The organism is Nostoc linckia z4, assembly GCF_002608075.1.
In the GTDB taxonomy this organism is placed as follows: domain Bacteria; phylum Cyanobacteriota; class Cyanobacteriia; order Cyanobacteriales; family Nostocaceae; genus Nostoc; species Nostoc linckia.
On the sequence record NZ_LAHA01000002.1, the window covers coordinates 45,455 to 60,129 of the forward strand.

Consider the following 14,675-nt stretch of genomic DNA (forward strand, 5'->3'; position numbering starts at 1 on the left):
CAAAAAAGGCAGGTATAAAACCCGCCCCAAAACTAATATTAAAAATTAGCGATCGCTATTTAATTAGCAATTTCTGGCGCACTCAAAGAAACTTTTGTTGCTTCTGGTTTTTGTTGTGCTAATGTCGGCACTGAATTACGCAATCTTGCTGTCAATTGTACAGTTGTAGAGTCGTACATTTGAGTGAGCAATTTGGGATAGAAACCAATACCAATAATTGGCACTAACAAACAGGCAATGATAAATACTTCACGGGGTTCGGCATCTATCAAAGCTTGGTGAGAAACTAATTCTTCGTTTTCTTGACCGTAGAAAATTTCTCGCAACATCGACAGCAGATAAATCGGAGTTAAAATCACCCCAACTGCCATCAAGAAAACTACAATAACTTTGAAGGTAGAGCTATAAGCATCGCTAGTAGCAAAGCCCACAAATACCATTAATTCTGCTACAAAACCGCTCATTCCTGGCAATGCTAAAGATGCCATTGAACAGGTGGTAAACATAGCGAAAATTTTCTGCATTCTCTTACCGACACCACCCATTTCATCTAACATCAAGGTGTGTGTCCGGTCATAAGTTGCGCCCACCAAGAAGAACAAACTCGCCCCAATTAATCCGTGGGAAACCATTTGTAATACTGCTCCACTTAATCCCAAATCGGTAAAGGAAGCAATGCCAATGGTAACAAAACCCATGTGAGAAATTGATGAGTAGGCAATTTTTCGCTTCAGGTTGCGCTGGGCAAAGGATGTCAGGGCGGCGTAGATGATATTTACCACCCCCAGAACCACTAACACGGGGGCAAAATAAGCGTGGGCATCAGGTAACATTTGGGCATTCATCCGAATCAGAGCGTAACCGCCCATTTTCAGCAGAATACCTGCCAGTAACATGTGTACGGGGGCTGTAGCTTCACCGTGGGCATCTGGAAGCCAGGTGTGTAAGGGAATAATCGGCAACTTGACGGCGTAGGCAATGAGGAAGCCACCGTAAATTAAAAGTTGGAAATTGAGGGCGTAATCTTTGAGGCCAAGCGATCGCATGTCAAAAGTGACTGTATCGCCATAAAAGGCCATTGTCAAAGCACCGACTAAAATAAACAGCGAACCGCCAGCAGTGTACAAAATAAACTTGGTCGCTGCATATTGCCGCTTTTTGCCTCCCCAAATTGCCAGCAGCAGGTAAACCGGAATCAACTCCAATTCCCACACTAGGAAAAACAGCAGCATATCCTGGACGGCGAAGACGGCAATTTGACCGCCATACATCGCCAACAGCAAAAAGTAAAATAGCTTCGGCTTGAAGGTCACAGGCCAAGCTGCTAAAGTCGCTAGGGTGGTAATGAATCCAGTCAAAATAATCAGAGGCATGGACAAGCCATCAGCCCCTACTGACCAATTCAAATCGAGTTGCGGTACCCAGGGGTAACTCTCCACCAACTGCAAATCTGGATTGGAGAAATCATACCCAGTATAAAAAGCGTAAACAATCAGTGCAAAATCTATCAGCCCGATAATCAGGGAGTACCAGCGCACTGTTTTGCCGTCTTTATCTGGGATGATGGGAATCAGTAGTGACGCCGCTATCGGAAATAGAATGATCGTCGTCAGCCACGGGAAATTAGCTGTATTCATCGCAATTCGTCTGCTATCAAAATCATGTTTGGCAAAAAGTCACTAGTTATTAACTAACAGCTTTTTGGGGATTTGGTCTTACTCGTTAGGTTGATTTAATTAAATTAGCAATCCCTGATTTTTCTTTTTGTGAGTATTTTTTGACAGTTAGAGTACGCAATGTGGGTTAGGATACTCCCGCTCTATTCAAAAATTTACCCAAAAAAAGCCGCTAAACTAGGGTTTTGCAGATGCGATCGCCTAGTCTAACCCAGGTGTCGCTAAAAATACACGATGCTGTTTGCTGGTTGTCGAAAAAGCAATTTGGTGCAAAAACTACTAGAGGAGAAACAACCCTACGATAATGGCACAAATTAAAAATCAGATTCGTTATGTCACCAACGCAAATAGACAAACAACAGATGTACTTCTTCCTATAGAACTTTAGCAACAGCTTATCAGTTCTATAAATTCTGATAACGCCAGTGGCTTAACTCGGCTCTAACGCAGTGTTAGCCTGCTTCCTCGCTAAGCATCTTAATAATATGTTTGGCAAGTTGCTCGTTGATTTCTCTATGTCTGGGAACGGCTTGAGAAATTTTTGTTATTGGATTCTGATACCAATCATGTTTGCCACCATGACGAACGAAGATACAACCCATTTCTTCAAGCTTACTGATTAAGTCTCTTCGTTTCATGAGACTTCAAGTTCTGCTACTCTGCGAATATTTTGGATAGTTCCACTTGTTAATTCACTGTAAATATCGAGTAGATTTTCTCTTAGCTCCTCTTCGGTTTCACCCTGAGTCCAATAATCAGGATATTCTTCGAGATAACCTAACCACATATCATCATCTTGCCAGTAAATGTATTTCTTCTTGATCATTCGCCTATTCGCTGCCTTTTTCTGAACTAGGGAAATTTAACCTACTGATGCTTAGATCCTCTATCGCTAGATTACCTCATGGATCTTAAATGACGATTAAATTCTTTAAACCAACTTTCTTGTGAGCAAAGAGTTCCCCTATCACCTTCAAGCAAAACACCGTAGTCCTTGCTTTTCACCTCAAATTATTCACAGCTACCGTCAAAAGTTTACCCGAAAAAGTCGGTAAACTAGGGTTTGAAAGATGCGATCGCCTAGTCTAACCCAGGTGTCGCTAAAAATACACGATGCTGTTTGCTGGTTGTCGAAAAAGCAATTTGGTGCAAAAACTATTAGAGGAGAAACAACCCTACGATAATGGCACAAATTAAAAATCAGATTTGTTATGTCACCAACGCAAATAGACAAACAACAGATGTACTTCTTCCTATAGAACTTTAGCAACAGCTTATCAGTTCCATAAATTCTGATAACGCCAGTGGTTTAGCTTGCATTGATGAAAAAGAACCAAAAGCACAAATATTAGCCGATCTGCAAGAGTCTGTGCGACAAGTAGCAGCAGAAAAAACTTTCCTAGTTTCAGAGCTTTAAGACGATATCAAAGCCTAAATTTATGGCAGAAGTTAGGTTTACTCCTCCTTTCAAAGACCGTCTCAAAACTCAGAGTAAACGCGATCATTTTTCTTCAAATTGACATTCAACCCATTACCAAGCGGCTACAAGCTGGAAATTTTATCAGCAATCAAATCTCTGGCATAGACTTGACCGTTTTTAAAGTTCGACCAAAAAACAGTGATATCCCTAGAGGCAAAAGTGGCGGATACAGGGTAATCTATCAAGTTGTCTCACCTGAATGCGTCTTATTTCTACTCATTTATGCAAAATCGGATCAGGCAGATGTGAGTTTAGAAGAGATTGAAGATGTAATTAAACAATCACTACCCAAACGACACTCTTAAATTCTGTAAGTGCAGATAGAGTGTAGAAATTTGCATAACTTCCCCTCAGTATTATTAAGTACATGGATTACCCATTTCAGAATCTAAACCCAGAAAAGTTCCAGCAGTTCTGCCAAGCACTACTAACAAAAGAGTATCCTAACGTCCAATGTTTTCCTGTTGCACAACCAGATGGGGGACGAGATGCAGTGGTGTATTTGACCATTGATTCTAACCCTAGCTTCATAATGTACCAAATTAAGTTTGTGAGACGACCATTTACAGAAATTGATCCTCACAAATGGCTTATAGGGATTTTAGAAGCTGAAGCTCCAAAACTTAAGGAGCAAATTCCTAAGGGAGCAACTAAGTTTGTGTTGATTACTGATATTCCTGGAACTGCACATCCTGACTCAGGCTCCATAGATAAAGCTAATCAACTACTTAATAGTGAGCTTGGTGTACCAGCAGTGTGCTGGTGGCGTGATGATTTGAACCGCAGACTGGATAATGCTTGGGATCTAAAGTGGGTATATCCTGAGCTGATGACAGGGCCAGATTTAATTAGAGCAGTCATTGAGTCTAGGCTTTCAGAAAATAGTGAGCGCAGGTCTGATGCAATTCGTTCTTTTGTCAAACATCAATTTTGTCAAGAGCAAGAGGTAAAATTCCGGCAGGTAGAACTACAAAACAGACTGTTGGATTTATTTATAGATGTTCCAATTTCTCCACCTCAAAGGGATACAACTGTCAAAAAAGAAAATAAATTATATAGAACTTATCATGAGATTGCTTCAAATATTGAAAGACATATAAATACTCAAATAAATACTACTTACCGTGATGTCAATTTTTACTCTAATATTAGACCAGATGAACGGGAGATAGTTGGTACAGCAACATTTCTACTTCATGTCTTGGTTCAAAAAAATATCCCTTTAATAGTTCTCGAAGGTGCACCTGGACAAGGTAAATCGACAATAACTCAATATGTGTGCCAAGTACATCGGATGCGAGTATTGGGCAATGATGAAGTATTCCGTTCTTTATCCACAGATCATAAAGATGAAACTTTAGAAAAATTGCCTGCAATACATAGATACTCTCCAGTTCGTCTACCATTTAAAATTGATTTGAGAGATCTGGCAACTTGGCTTGACAAAAAAAATCCTTTTTCACTTGAAGAAGAAGAAGAGCTTCCTTCTAATTGGCAAAAATCTTTAGAATCATTTCTTGCTGCTTTAGTACGGCATGATTCAGGCGGTGGTGACTTTGATGTCAGCGATCTGCGTGCTGTAATAAAACTCAGTCCAGTACTACTTGTTTTTGACGGGCTTGATGAAGTTGCTGATATCTTAAAAAGGCAGGAAGTTGTTAATGAGATTGTCATTGGTGTAAATCGTCTTGAAACAATAGCTGAATCACTTCAAGTTGTTGTGACAAGTCGCCCAGCAGCATTTGCTAATTCGCCTGGCCTTCCACAGGATAAGTTTCCCCACTATCAGCTTGATTCCCTAACTCGTACTCTGATTGACGAATATACAACGAATTGGATTAAGGCAAGAAGGCTTGATAATAAAGAAGCTGCGGAAATTAGAAAAATTATAAAAGAAAAGCTAAATCAACCACATCTGCGTGATTTATCCAAAAACCCAATGCAGTTGACAATATTACTAAGCCTTATTCGTAGTCAAGGTTTATCGCTTCCAGAAAAAAGAACGGCTCTTTACGATGATTACATAAAGCATTTTCTAGATCGTGAAGCAGCAAAGACTCCTATAGTTCGTGACCACCGAGAACTTTTAATAAATGTTCAAAGATATTTTGCTTGGATACTTCATACAGAAGCAGAACAGGGAGGTAATGGTAGCATCTCGAAAGATAAACTTTATGAGCTTCTTTCAAAATATCTTGATGATGAAGGTCATTCTAAATCATTATTAGACGAATTGTTTAGAGGCATGGTAGAACGCATAATGGCGCTGGTACAACGTGTTGAAGGTATGTATGAATTTGAAGTTCAACCACTGCGAGAGTACTTCACGGCGCGATACCTTTATGATACTGCCCCTTATTCTCCAACTGGAAATGAAAAAACAGGCACATTACCTGATCGTTTTGATGCCATAGCACGTAATTTTTACTGGTTCAACGTTACGAGATTTTATGCTGGTTGCTATACCAAAGGTGAACTCCCTTCGCTCATTGATAGGTTACAAGATTTAATTGAACAGGAAGGATATCGACTAATTAGTCATCCAAGAATATTAGCCGCTACCTTACTTTCTGACTGGGTCTTTAAGCAACATCCTAAATCTGTTAAAGCTGTTGTTGAACTAATACTAGATGAGATTGGATTACGATATGTATTACCATCCAATAGTCGCCGACTTGGACTAGGAAACCCTTTATTGCTTCCAAAAGATTGTGGACAGGAAGAACTAATAAATCACTGCTTTAAGAGCCTAGAAAAAATTCCTCCTAAAGACTATGCTTTAGAAATAATAGATTTAATCAGAGCAAATGCTACATCAGACGAAATTTTAAATTTGTGGAATAAATATTTTTATAGTCAAAGTATTATTGATCAAGGTAACTGGCTGGAGTATGGATACTATTTAGGTATTTTGAATAAAATTAGTTTTTTTGACATAATGAAGATTTTATCAGATGAGATTAACCGTTCAAAATGTGTGTCTCTTCTTTTTAAAATTCGGCGATTTGATTATTGCGAAATGACTCAAAAAAACTTTATTTTAACTATAGATGAAATTTTACAGAGAAATATTGTAGTTGACAATCGTCGCAACATTCAAATAAGTACCGTTATAGAGCTTTTCAGTCACTCCATTGACGCAAGTCGATATGCATTAGCTTTCAGAGCAAGAAATTTAAACCTTACACTTTTTGAAATTTGGAAACATCAGATTTCACACATAGTTAATAATGGAAGATACTTTTTACAATCTCTTAATAAAGATAGCGTCCAATCTATCCCTCAATTTGCTGAAGTTTCTAAGTATTACGAAATTGTAGAAATATCTCAACAAGAATCACAGCGGAATGTCCAAGAATGGGCAACTAATATTGTTCCTTGGGACAATATCATTGAAAAAGCTCGCCAAGTTTGTGGGGATCGCTGGGCATTGTTTCATCTTGCAAATATAGGTAGTGGAATTAAATCTAAAACTGAAACATGCAAAGAATTTCCTGAACTTCTTGAACACTCAAAATCGTTGTGCCGACGAACACGATATGCAAGATTGCAAGCTGGTAGACCAAGTTGGTGGCAGCAACAGTTAAATAAAGTGAATAACGAAGTGGATGCCATGTTCATTACATTGGTTCTTGTAACATGGGGTAGTTCAAAAACTTTAGAAAATTTGGCTATATTCATAGATCCTTACATTGAAAAATTATCTCTAGATAACTGGCAGCGTCTGCATCGCTCTGTAGAAGATACAATTGCTTTAATACAAGACTTGCACGAACGCATGATCTACCTTAATGTAGATTCAATGCCAAAAACTCTAGGTGCGAGGACTGTTACTTTATTTACTTTACGTGCGAAAGAGCAAAGTAAAAGAAAGCTTTATGTTTCATATCTGAGTGCGTATACTGAATCTGATCCATTGGTACTAAAACTTTGCCAGGAGTTTGCACTTGATCTTCTTCAAAGAAATGAAACCGATTGGCATCCTGTATTGGAAGTGATTGCTCAAAGTTATGCTAAAGGAGCAATATCAGAGGAATATGCTTCCTACTTGTTTGCACGTCGTGTTGCTAGAAGAGGAGAAAAAAATCCTTTGCCAACTGATCTTGCTGAGGAGATTGCCGAACACCCTGATCGCTATCCTGGATTTTTGGTTGCTGTAGCGGAAGCTATATGTAAGAATCTTGTGGCATCTAAAACGACTCCTGTAGGGGAGATAGCACGTAGGGATAAATGGTTTGAAACATAGACAATTACATCTGGCAACCAAACCAGGAAATCTAAAAATAATGTAGGGGCGGACAACCGCCCACCCCTATTCAAATCAGGTGACACCAAAAACAATCACTAAACCCAAAACAGCGCCAAACACAATCAAGGCGTAGAATTGAGCGCGACCGTTTTCGAGGTATTTTAGACCTTCGCCGCTGACAAGGGTGAAGAAGCCTGTGAGGTTAACTGCACCATCGACAACGCGGAAGTCAACTTCCATAACTTGTCTAGCCACGCGACGCAGGCCGAGGACAAAAACACGATGGTAAATGTCATCAAAGTACCACTTATTGAGGGATAACTCGTAAAGTGGTTTGATTTTAGCAGCGATCGCAGCTGGGTCAATTTTACCCTGCAAGTACATTAAGAAAGCCAAACTAATGCCAACTACCGAAATTGCTACTGAAGCACCCGCCATAATATAAAACTCTGTCGGGTCGAACTCGGCAGTTTTTTCTAGAACTTCTGAGAGGGTTTCGGTTGGTGGAAAGATAAAATGCTCGAAGTAATTGGCAAAGGGAGTTCCCACCAAACCAATCAAAATCGAAGGTACTGCCAAAACCGCTAAAGGCAGAGTCATTGTCCACGGCGACTCGTGGGGAGAATCGCTGTGATGTCCGTGGGAGTCATGGGTGTCATGGGAGTGTGCCGCCAATTCTCCTTTTTTCATGGCTCCAGGGCCATAATTCGGCACTGGTTCTTCTGACTCTAACTCTAGGACGATTGTCGCTGCCTTCTTCAGCTTTTGCTTGATTTTGTCGTCAGTTCCGCGGAATTTGCCTTCAAATGTCATGAAATACATTCTGAACATGTAGAAAGCAGTAATACCGGCGGTTAACCAACCAACCAACCAGAGGAATGGGTTAGCTTGAAAAGCTTGTCCCAAAATTTCATCTTTTGACCAGAAACCAGCGAAGGGGGGGATACCAGAAATTGCCAAGCAACCAATCAAAAAGGTAGTTGCCGTCACTGGCATATACTTCCGCAGTCCGCCCATCAGGCGCATATCCTGGGCTAAGGCGGGGTCGTGACCGACGACACCTTCCATACCATGAATTACGGAACCAGAACCCAAGAACAGCATCGCCTTAAAATAAGCGTGGGTCATCAGGTGGAATAATCCAGCACTGTAGGAACCCACTCCCATTGCCATCACCATGTAACCGAGTTGGGAAATGGTGGAATAAGCCAAGCCTTTTTTGATGTCGTTTTGGGTAATGGCGATAGTTGCCCCCAAAAACGCCGTAAATGCCCCAGTAAAGGCAATGACTGTCATTGCTGCTGGGACATGTTCAAATACTGGGTACATCCGGGCTACCAGGAAAACACCCGCCGCCACCATTGTTGCTGCGTGAATCAAAGCAGAAATGGGGGTGGGGCCTTCCATTGCATCTGGTAGCCAGACATGCAGAGGGAATTGGGCGGATTTTGCCACCGGGCCGAGGAAAACTAAAATCGCAAACAGGACAGCGAGAAAATTGCTGATAGAACCTGTTTCTACGAGTTGGGCGAGGCGATCGCCCATAATGTTAAAATCAAAGCTTCCCGTTGCCCAGAACAGCCCTAAAATCCCCAACAAAAGACCAAAGTCGCCCACGCGGTTGGTTACAAATGCTTTTTGTGCGGCATCTGCGGCTGACTTGCGATCGTACCAAAAACCGACCAGCAAGTAGGAACACATCCCGACAAGTTCCCAGAATATATAAATCTGTACTAGGTTGGGGCTAAGCACCAGACCTAACATTGAAGAGCCAAATAAACTGAGATAAGCATAAAACCGCACGTAACCGGGATCGTGAGCCATGTAGCCATCAGTATAAACCATGACTAATAAAGCTACTGTTGTCACAATCACCAGCATTAGGGCTGTCAGGTGGTCAACAGTGTAGCCCATGCTCAGGTGAAAATTGCCTGCCGCAGCCCACTCCAAGTTATGGGTGTAAGCCGGATGTCCTTGAACTTGACTCCACAACAAAGCAAACGACAGCGCCATAGCGGCTCCCATTAGGGAGATAATGACTATAGCGTTCAACTGCCGCAGGCTATTTGTCACCTGATTCAACGAGATTAACCCTAGACCGACCAGCATTGCCCCAAAAAGAGGTAATACCGGAATCAGCCAGGCATACTGATAGATTACTTCCATCACTGACGCCTACTTTTAGAATTCTTGACTAGCGTGTCGGAACTGTTAACAATTGTGACACACACCCTTTAGGATAAAATAACCCACCCAAAGCTGATTGGGTGGGGTATTAAGCATGGTTTTAGATTTGGGCATTGGGCATTGGGCATTGGGCATTGGGCAATGGGCAATGGGCATTGGGCATTGGGCATTGGGCATTGGGCATTGGACATTGGGCAATGGCATTGCTAAGTCCCAAGTGAGGAGTTAGGAGTTATTCACCTTGTCTACCTTGTCTACCTTGTCTCTCCATGCCCCATGCCCCATGCCCCATGCCCCATGCCCCATGCCCCATACCCCATTCACATCAAGCTGACCAATACTCCAAGTCAGCCGTTTTAGAACCCTTGTAGATTTTAGGGTAGCTGCTGTACTTGGCTTGGATATCTTCTAACGCTAGACGTAAATCTTCTCTGCCCCGAAAACCTTCTAGGCGATGTCGAATGTTGCCATTTTCAATCAAAAGCAAAGTTGGCAGTGACTTGAGTCTATAAGTTGTAGACAATTTAAAATTCTGATCGGCGTTAACCACCACTAATTTTATTTCCTCCCCGCATTGGGCTTGAAATTGTAATAAAAGTGGGTGGATAATTCGACACAACCCGCACCAAGGGGCTTCAAAATTCACTAAAACAGGAATTGGAGATTCTAAAACTTCTTGAGTAAATGTCCGCTCACTAACCGACAACACCATGACGCCTCTTGGATTATAAGGTTTTTATCTCAAACTAGCTATTTGCAATGAATTCAGTAGTGCTGGATTTTTAGTCCTGAGGAGCCACTGCGGTCATTTGGTCTCCAAATGCGGAGCCAGTGGCGTTGCTGAATGGGACTCCATAACTAAATTGTTTTTGTTTACGATTCAAGTGGGGGCTGGGACTATTTGCCAAGCAATGAATAATTATGTATTTTTTGACACAGTATTTAATATTCATTGCTTGGCGCAGGTTCGGTGAAGGATTTTCAAGCCAGTAAATTGCTTTAGCAAAGCACGCTGTAGCCATCGCTGCTTTGAGGGCACAAATCCTAAGACACACAGTGATTTGGATATAACTTAGCGGATTTATGTGTTTGCGATTAAAAAGCTAGCACAACTTTTAAGGTGGCTTTTTGGATATTCAATTTTTGATTGCCTTTACTGTTTGGGAATTGAGACTCAATGGCCCATTTACTCCCCAGATTGGCAACCGACCAACACCTACCGATATCAAATTTCAAGTTGACTGAATGTACCCCCACTGATAAATGTTTGAATTTATCCTACATTGATTCGGGGGCAATTGATAAGCTGAAATTTTCATCGACTTGGAATTTTATGTTGACAGTGGGGATCGATTAAAATCCCCATTTTATCGTACCAGTTGCTTCCAGTAATAGAGGGTGTGACCACCACAATAAAACCACAAAAATCGCAACTCCTAAATAAGCGGGGCGGAGAAATTCCTGCCATTTGATAGATTGACGGCCGTCAAGAATTGCTTTAAAGGGAATAATTGAAGTCCGTTGTTTGACGATTTCAAAAGCTGACCCATAGCGCAAGCCCAAACGGCGATCGCCATGCCAAACCCCAAACAGGTGATGCAATATCAGGCCAATGGAGGTTACAAGGGTAAAGGTAGTACCGAGCCATAGAGTGTGGGCGACACACCAAATGATTTGTCCTACCATCTGGGGGTGACGAGTAACCCGAATAATTCCTGTTTCGTAGAGATGGACTTCAGGCTTTTTAATGGCTGCAATTTCTAGTAGATTGAAGGTAGCAGGATACAAAAACAAAAACGAGATTGCTGACAGCAGCCAAACAATTTCTCGAACTCCTGGCACACCCTGTACCTGCCAAAGTTGCAAACCATCATAGCGATGCCGAAAAAAGTAAATAATTAAGATCGTAGCCAATGGTAGGCTGACTAATGCAAAAAGAATACGATAAAGCCTCGGCCCAATGTATTTTTCTGCCCAAGGGCGCAAAGCAGCGCCTCCACTGTGAGCGATCGCAAAAACTATTTCTAACCCCAGTATGACAAAATGACTGGGTGTCAACCAAGAAATCGGCATCATAATACACGGGTGAAGTAATTTAAAGAAAACTGAATTCAGTACAACCAATACCACAAAGTATTCAAAAGGGGACTTTAGTCAACATGTTGTGCTACTGTCTTTTTCGAGTCCAGCCGTCAAGTTTAAGATGCAATAAATCGCACCCAGCCAATTGCTGGCAAAGGTGATTTGTTGCCTACATCCGCTCCTTTCAAAGTTTGTGGGTTGAGCCTTATGTCTGACCTTCCTTTCACTTTAGATCAGTTACGTATTCTCAAAGCGATCGCTGTAGAAGGGAGCTTCAAGCGCGCTGCTGATAGTCTCTATGTCTCCCAACCTGCCGTCAGTTTGCAAGTGCAAAATCTCGAACGGCAGTTAGATGTGCCTTTATTCGACCGTGGAGGACGACGCGCACAGTTAACGGAAGCTGGGCATTTACTCTTAAGCTACGGCGAAAAAATCCTCAGTCTGTGTCAGGAAACCTGCCGCGCCATTGAGGATTTGCAAAATCTCCAAGGCGGTACTTTAATTGTCGGTGCTTCTCAAACCACTGGCACTTACCTTTTGCCCAGAATGATTGGCATGTTCCGTCAAAGATATCCAGATGTGGCAGTGCAATTGCACGTCCACTCTACTCGCCGCACTGCTTGGAGTGTCGCTAACGGACAAGTAGATCTCGCCATCATCGGTGGTGAGATTCCCGGCGAACTAGCAGAATCTTTGGAAGTTATTCCTTACGCTGAAGATGAACTAGCGCTGATTCTACCGGTTTTTCATCCCCTAGCCAAACTTGAAAAAATCCAAAAAGAAGACTTATATAAATTACAATTCATCGCTTTAGATTCCCAATCGACAATCCGCAAAGTAATTGACCAAGTATTAGCACGCTGTGAAATTGATACCAGGCGTTTTAAAGTGGAAATGGAACTCAATTCCATTGAAGCCATTAAAAACGCTGTGCAATCTGGTTTGGGAGCTGCCTTTGTCTCCACTAGCGCCATCGCTAAGGAACTGCAAATGGGTGTTCTCCACTGTGCCAACATTGAAAACGTCGTTGTTAAACGAACGTTATGGCTGATTTTTAATCCCAACCGCTATCGATCTAAAGCGGCAGAAGCTTTTAGTCAAGAAATTCTGCCCCAGTTCGCTAACCCTGGATGGAACCAAGATGTGTTAACATTGGCACAAAAAAACATAGTTCTAACTACATTGGATATAGCAACGCCCACCTCCCTCGGCGAAGACTAAAATCTGGTCATTAGTCCTTACCCTTACCTACAGGACGCTTGTCTGCAACACGCTGTACGAAGGCGTAGCTTGCTTCGACCCAAGAGTACGAAAAGCCGCCCTTCCAGCGTCTATGTCATTTGTCCTTTGTTTTTTATCAATGACCAAATAATTCGTAATACTTGCCTTTGGCGAGAAGCAAGCTACGTAATTCGTAATCATTACCCCAAGTGCTGTAGACAAGCTAGGGATTTGACATAAAGAAAAAATTTTCCTGTTCTTGATAAAGAAATTTAGTTTCTCTGTAAGCTCAACTAGTTACGAATTACGTTAGCGTAGCCCATTCTCAATTACGAATTATTTTGACTAATGACTAATCACGAAAATGGAAGTTTACTGTACTCGCCCACGTTGTCCGCGCCCACAAAACTATTTTGCCGATTTAGATGATGTTACAACGCTGAAAACAACGCAGCAAAAGTACTGTATTAGTTGTGGTATGCCACTTTTGCTTGATGGTCGATATGTGACCATTAAGTTGTTGGGTAGGGGTGGATTTGGAGCAGCATTTTTGGCACGCGATCGCCGAATTCCCGGAATGCGTCAATGCGTTGTCAAGCAGTTTCAACCAGCGGGAAATTTAACCCCAACTCAACTGCAACAAGCACAACTGATGTTTGAGAGAGAGGCAGAAGTTTTAGCCGAAATAGGCAACGAACACGAGCAAATTCCTGATTTATTTGCCTTTTTTCCAGTGATTGTTAATAGCTTGCAACCAGGAGAGCAAGACCAATTTTTTTACTTAGTCCAAGAATATATTGACGGGCAAAACTTAGAAGAAGAATTAGCTCAACAAGGTCAATTTTCTGAACAACAGGTATTAGAAGTATTGCAAGAAATCCTGAAGATACTCAAATTTGTTCATGAGAGAGGCATTATCCACAGAGACATCAAACCTTCTAATATTATGCGTCGTCGTGATGGCAAACTCTTCCTACTAGATTTTGGCGCGGTCAAGCAAGTAGCAAATGTAGCATCAGGCGCGCCCTCTTCCACAGGAATTTATTCTCTGGGGTTTGCACCACCAGAACAAATGACTGGGGGGCAAGTATTTCCATCTACGGATTTATACGCTTTGGCTGTGACTATAATTACTTTGTTGACAGACCGAGAAGCAACTCAACTTTTTGATGCCTATACTAACCAATGGAAATGGCGATCGCAAGTGAATGTCAGCCCTCACCTTGCTAATGTTTTAGATAACATGCTTCTACCTGCTGCCAATCAACGGTTCCAATCAGCCCAACAAGTCCTAGATGCCTTAAAATCAACAGCTTTAGCGGCGACACAAATTAATTCACCTTCTGTAACACTTCCACCCCAATCACCTCAAAGTTCTACTCCTTCCAAACCCCATACTCCAGTCACTCAACCAACGTTTTCAACATTGGAATTACTCACTGGGGCAGCTTTTAGTGGATTTGAAGGTGCATTGATAGCCATCGCCCTCTTCAGTTTAGTAAAATCACCAGAAATAACATTAATTGTTGCATCCATCATTTTGGGGTTACTGATATTTGCCCAAACCAGGCGATGGATTGAAAAGTTTGATTTATTAATTATTCCCGCAATTACTTTTGCGATTATTTTTTTTCTACCCTTTTTACAAGGTGGTCTTGATATACAGTCAGTCATTATTTTAGCAGTTGCAGCTAGTTTAGTCGCCATCTCTCTAACAGCCGTATTTCGACTGATTTATAAGTTACTATCTCTCATTCTTTAAAAACTCTTGGTGCTAAAC

The 14,675-nt window shown here is 41.7% G+C and carries 10 protein-coding genes; 3 read left to right on the plus strand and 7 right to left on the minus strand.

Annotated features, from left to right (window positions below):
• Positions 1-59: 59 nt before the first annotated feature.
• The 3 genes from ndhD1 to VF06_RS02540 all read right to left on the minus strand — a co-directional run bounded on the left by ndhD1 (position 60) and on the right by VF06_RS02540 (position 2,502).
• Positions 60-1,637 carry a photosynthetic/respiratory NAD(P)H-quinone oxidoreductase subunit D1 gene (ndhD1, locus tag VF06_RS02530; protein WP_099067155.1) on the minus strand — a complete coding sequence of 526 codons (1,578 nt, stop codon included), beginning with the start codon at positions 1,635-1,637 and terminating at the stop codon, positions 60-62.
• 491 nt (positions 1,638-2,128) lie between these two features.
• Positions 2,129-2,314, minus strand: coding sequence for a type II toxin-antitoxin system HicA family toxin (locus VF06_RS02535; RefSeq protein WP_099067156.1), 186 nt, complete (start codon positions 2,312-2,314; stop codon positions 2,129-2,131).
• Positions 2,311-2,502 (minus strand): type II toxin-antitoxin system HicB family antitoxin, encoded by a 192-nt coding sequence (locus tag VF06_RS02540; RefSeq protein ID WP_099067157.1) that lies wholly within the window; start codon positions 2,500-2,502, stop codon positions 2,311-2,313. The genes VF06_RS02535 and VF06_RS02540 overlap by 4 nt, the downstream gene beginning before the upstream one ends.
• Before the next feature lie 1,021 nt (positions 2,503-3,523).
• Between VF06_RS02540 and VF06_RS02555 the strand changes: the two genes are divergently transcribed.
• Positions 3,524-7,402, plus strand: coding sequence for an NACHT domain-containing protein (locus tag VF06_RS02555; protein ID WP_099067158.1), 3,879 nt, complete (start codon positions 3,524-3,526; stop codon positions 7,400-7,402).
• 75 nt (positions 7,403-7,477) lie between these two features.
• Here the strand turns inward: VF06_RS02555 and VF06_RS02560 are convergent, their stop codons facing one another.
• The 4 genes from VF06_RS02560 to VF06_RS02575 form a co-directional block, all read right to left on the minus strand.
• The gene (locus VF06_RS02560; RefSeq protein WP_099067159.1) at positions 7,478-9,571 is read right to left on the minus strand and encodes an NAD(P)H-quinone oxidoreductase subunit 5; all 2,094 of its coding nucleotides are present in this window, start codon (positions 9,569-9,571) and stop codon (positions 7,478-7,480) included.
• 45 nt (positions 9,572-9,616) lie between these two features.
• On the minus strand, positions 9,617-9,796 hold the full coding sequence (locus VF06_RS38860) for a hypothetical protein (RefSeq protein WP_143861826.1): 180 nt from the start codon (positions 9,794-9,796) through the stop codon (positions 9,617-9,619).
• 121 nt (positions 9,797-9,917) lie between these two features.
• Positions 9,918-10,304, minus strand: a complete 387-nt coding sequence (locus VF06_RS02565) for a thioredoxin family protein (RefSeq protein WP_099067160.1) — start codon at positions 10,302-10,304, stop codon at positions 9,918-9,920.
• Between the two features lie 641 nt (positions 10,305-10,945).
• Positions 10,946-11,668 (minus strand): NnrU family protein, encoded by a 723-nt coding sequence (locus tag VF06_RS02575; RefSeq protein WP_180267246.1) that lies wholly within the window; start codon positions 11,666-11,668, stop codon positions 10,946-10,948.
• Positions 11,669-11,881: 213 nt separating this feature from the next.
• Between VF06_RS02575 and VF06_RS02580 the strand changes: the two genes are divergently transcribed.
• Together VF06_RS02580 and VF06_RS02585 are read left to right on the plus strand one after the other, a co-directional pair.
• Complete coding sequence (locus VF06_RS02580; RefSeq protein ID WP_099067163.1) at positions 11,882-12,895, plus strand: LysR family transcriptional regulator; 1,014 nt, start codon at positions 11,882-11,884, stop codon at positions 12,893-12,895.
• Positions 12,896-13,259: 364 nt separating this feature from the next.
• Positions 13,260-14,657, plus strand: coding sequence for a serine/threonine-protein kinase (locus tag VF06_RS02585; RefSeq protein WP_099067164.1), 1,398 nt, complete (start codon positions 13,260-13,262; stop codon positions 14,655-14,657).
• Positions 14,658-14,675 lie beyond the last annotated feature (18 nt).

What these genes read in the sequence shown, in the direction of transcription:
- ndhD1 (WP_099067155.1), bottom strand. Translation starts at nt 1,637, where the DNA reads ATGAATACAGCTAATTTCCCGTGGCTGACGACGATCATTCTATTTCCG.
- VF06_RS02535 (WP_099067156.1), bottom strand. Translation starts at nt 2,314, where the DNA reads ATGAAACGAAGAGACTTAATCAGTAAGCTTGAAGAAATGGGTTGTATC.
- VF06_RS02540 (WP_099067157.1), bottom strand. Translation starts at nt 2,502, where the DNA reads ATGATCAAGAAGAAATACATTTACTGGCAAGATGATGATATGTGGTTA.
- VF06_RS02555 (WP_099067158.1), top strand. Translation starts at nt 3,524, where the DNA reads ATGGATTACCCATTTCAGAATCTAAACCCAGAAAAGTTCCAGCAGTTC.
- VF06_RS02560 (WP_099067159.1), bottom strand. Translation starts at nt 9,571, where the DNA reads ATGGAAGTAATCTATCAGTATGCCTGGCTGATTCCGGTATTACCTCTT.
- VF06_RS38860 (WP_143861826.1), bottom strand. Translation starts at nt 9,796, where the DNA reads ATGCCATTGCCCAATGTCCAATGCCCAATGCCCAATGCCCAATGCCCA.
- VF06_RS02565 (WP_099067160.1), bottom strand. Translation starts at nt 10,304, where the DNA reads ATGGTGTTGTCGGTTAGTGAGCGGACATTTACTCAAGAAGTTTTAGAA.
- VF06_RS02575 (WP_180267246.1), bottom strand. Translation starts at nt 11,668, where the DNA reads ATGATGCCGATTTCTTGGTTGACACCCAGTCATTTTGTCATACTGGGG.
- VF06_RS02580 (WP_099067163.1), top strand. Translation starts at nt 11,882, where the DNA reads ATGTCTGACCTTCCTTTCACTTTAGATCAGTTACGTATTCTCAAAGCG.
- VF06_RS02585 (WP_099067164.1), top strand. Translation starts at nt 13,260, where the DNA reads ATGGAAGTTTACTGTACTCGCCCACGTTGTCCGCGCCCACAAAACTAT.